This window comes from Flavobacterium sp., from assembly GCF_044369455.1.
In the GTDB taxonomy this organism is placed as follows: domain Bacteria; phylum Bacteroidota; class Bacteroidia; order Flavobacteriales; family Flavobacteriaceae; genus Flavobacterium.
Genome location: NZ_JBIPLW010000057.1, coordinates 1 through 2,658 on the forward strand (window position 1 = coordinate 1; position 2,658 = coordinate 2,658).

At 64.3% G+C, this 2,658-nt stretch carries 4 protein-coding genes; all 4 read left to right on the plus strand.

What is annotated here, in order from left to right:
- The coding region (locus ACIQ2L_RS13945; RefSeq protein ID WP_396159881.1) for a DbpA RNA binding domain-containing protein at positions 1 to 198 on the plus strand (198 nt) is incomplete at its 5' end.
- Between the two features lie 31 nt (positions 199 to 229).
- Positions 230 to 865, plus strand: coding sequence for a hypothetical protein (locus ACIQ2L_RS13950; RefSeq protein ID WP_396159883.1), 636 nt, complete (start codon positions 230 to 232; stop codon positions 863 to 865).
- Between the two features lie 338 nt (positions 866 to 1,203).
- Entirely contained in the window at positions 1,204 to 1,602 is a 399-nt protein-coding gene (locus ACIQ2L_RS13955) for an RHS repeat domain-containing protein (protein ID WP_396159885.1), read from the plus strand.
- 19 nt (positions 1,603 to 1,621) lie between these two features.
- Positions 1,622 to 2,658, plus strand: a 1,037-nt coding sequence (locus ACIQ2L_RS13960) for a hypothetical protein (RefSeq protein WP_396159887.1), incomplete at its 3' end; no start/stop codon positions are given.

The window sequence follows — 2,658 nt, forward strand, 5'->3', positions numbered from 1 at the left end:
GAGATCAACGGCATCGACATCCGCGACGACCACACGCTCGTGCGGTTGCCCGCGCAGATCCCCGACCATGTGCTGCGGCATCTGGCGGGCATCGTGGTGCGCGGCCGACCGCTCGCGATCCAGCGCATCGCGGCGTACAAGGGCCCGGGCAAGGGTCCGGGGAAGGGCCCGGGCAAAGGTCGCCGCAAGGGCGATTGACACTGCGAGGGCGGCGGTTTCAGATGGGCGCATGATCCGCGCCGTGACGCTACTCGTCCTCCTCACGTCCCTCATCGTCGGCTGTACTCCCAAGCCGCCGCCGCCCAGCCCGCCGCCGCAGGCCAATACGCCCGCAGCCTCGCGAGCCCTGCAGACCCTCGACCCTGTCGTCGCCCGCGCCGCCGCCCTGGAAGTGGTCGAGGCCCTCAAGCGCCGCGACATGGCGACGGTCGCGCGCTATGCGCACCCGACGATGGGCGTGCTGTTCGCGCCCTATGCCTTCGTCGAGCCCTCCGAGCACCAGATCTGGTCGGTGGCGGCCTTGCCGGGCTGGTTCCAGGACGCGCGTGTGCGGGTTTGGGGTACCGAGGACGGCACCGGCTTCCCGATCGAACGCACGCCCGCGCAGTACTACGAGCGCTTCGTGTTCCCGCGCGATTTCACCATTGGCGCAAAGATCAGCGTCAACGACGACCAGGCGAAGGGCAACTCGATCAACAACGCGCCCTTGTTGTATCCGGACGGCGTACGCGTCGAGTTCTACCTGCCGCCTACCCAGACCCCCGAAGGCCCGCTGCCCGACTGGCGCGCGCTGAGGCTGGTGTTCGTCGCGGTGGGGGGCGAGCCCAAACTGGTCGCAGTCGTCCACGATCAGTGGACGATCTGACGCGACCGCCTGTTGGCCGTCCCAAGCAAGAAAATTTTATTTGTCCCAATCGTGTCCGGTTTTGACCTGCGAGGTCGTATGAATCTTTGTCAGGTCAACTGTACGAGGGTTCTTGCGTGTCACCGGGGCGCGATCTCCAGGTTGTCGGATTCGCAAACGGGCTAACGCGAGCCTCTCTCTCTCTCTCTCTCTCTCTCTCTCTCTCTACTCTCTCCTGACGCCGAGCCGGTTTCCGGCTCGGCTTTTTTATTGCTGTCCCCCGTCCGTCCGAGCGTGTCCACGCCGTCGGAGGCGTGCGCGTGCGCGACGGTTCCCCATCCACACCAGAGGAATCCTTCATGAGTCGAACGCTAGGGTCAAAGAGCCGCGGCAAGGCGGCGCTGTGGGTCGTCGGCTTGGCCGCGCCCGTCGCGGGGCTGCAGGCCGGTGTCACGAACTACACCTATGACGAGCTGGGCCGGCTGGTGAGGGTGTCGGACACCCGCAACGGGGATCGGGTGTACGCCTACGACCCGGCAGGCAACCGCACGCAGATGGTCGTCGGTGCGCCGCGAGTGGGCGAAGTCCTCGAGGCGGCGCCGGCCGATCCGTCGGAGAAGGTGTACAGCGCGTCGACGGCGAATCCTGATTCCCGGTCACCGATCGAGGAGCCGGGTGAGCCGTCGTCAGAGAATCACACGCCAAGCACTTTGCCGTCATCGGCGGATCCGGCCCAGCGGAACACTGAACGCCGCTGAACTGTCCGTCGTCCCACGTATGCCCAAGACACTCTGCCGGGAGACCGCCATGAGCAACCTGCCTCGGTCCTTGTCCGCTGCACGCCCCTTGATGCGCTTTGTCGTCATGTCATTCGTCGTGATGGCGAGTTGCCTCATGCCGAATATGGCGTCGGCTCAGCAGCAAGTGCCGATCACCCTGTCTCCGTTCCGGATCGAGAGCGATCCGAACGGCGTGAACATCGCAACCGGGAAGACGACCCTTGGTTTGCCGATGCTGGCGGTGCCGGGCGCTCCGAACTTGCGGTTCGACCGGATCCAGAACTTTGCGCCGTATGCGGTGGCGACCATATCCGGTGGCCGCACCGACATGATCAGCGTTGCCGTCTCCGTACACACCGGAGCAGGGGCTTCGGAGGCCTTTATCTGTCCGGATTGGGATTGCACTCCGAGCCAATCTGGGTCGCTCTTTGATGTCTGGACATACATGAGGGGCGGCAGCGGCGAGATCTACTACTTCGACTCGAAGATGAGGGAGACCACGGGAGCCACCCGGTCGATGGTCTACTACGCGACGACGGTGCAGTACCCGGACGGCGAGGTGATCGCGTACACCTACGACAAGCTCAACACCGGTTCCCGGATAGCCCATCGCCCGAGTCGTGTTGAGAGTAACCGCGGCTTCTTCATCACCATTTCCTACCTCTCGAACGATTTTTCGAGCGGCATGCGATGGACGTCGCCGGCGACGGTGGCACTCTTCAATGCTGCGGCACCCGGGACGCCTCTGGCGACCCTGAACTACAGCCTCTACTCAGCGACGGTGACGGACCAGGGCGGGCGGACTTACCAGTGTTCCGGCTGCGCCAATGCGATGGATTTCCCAATCGAAGCGGACTCGGGGACGGTGCAGTTAGCAGGGGAGTCGTCGAATCATCTATCGGTCGCCAAGCATCCTTCCCTGCCGATCGTCTCGGGCATCAATCGTGACGGAGTGCAGTGGACGTACTCATGGTCCAATGCCCGATTCCAGTACGGGATCGAGTGGTACGACGGCGTGACGGTCGATGGCCCGAA

What these genes read in the sequence shown, in the direction of transcription:
- ACIQ2L_RS13955 (WP_396159885.1), top strand. Translation starts at nt 1,204, where the DNA reads ATGAGTCGAACGCTAGGGTCAAAGAGCCGCGGCAAGGCGGCGCTGTGG.
- ACIQ2L_RS13950 (WP_396159883.1), top strand. Translation starts at nt 230, where the DNA reads ATGATCCGCGCCGTGACGCTACTCGTCCTCCTCACGTCCCTCATCGTC.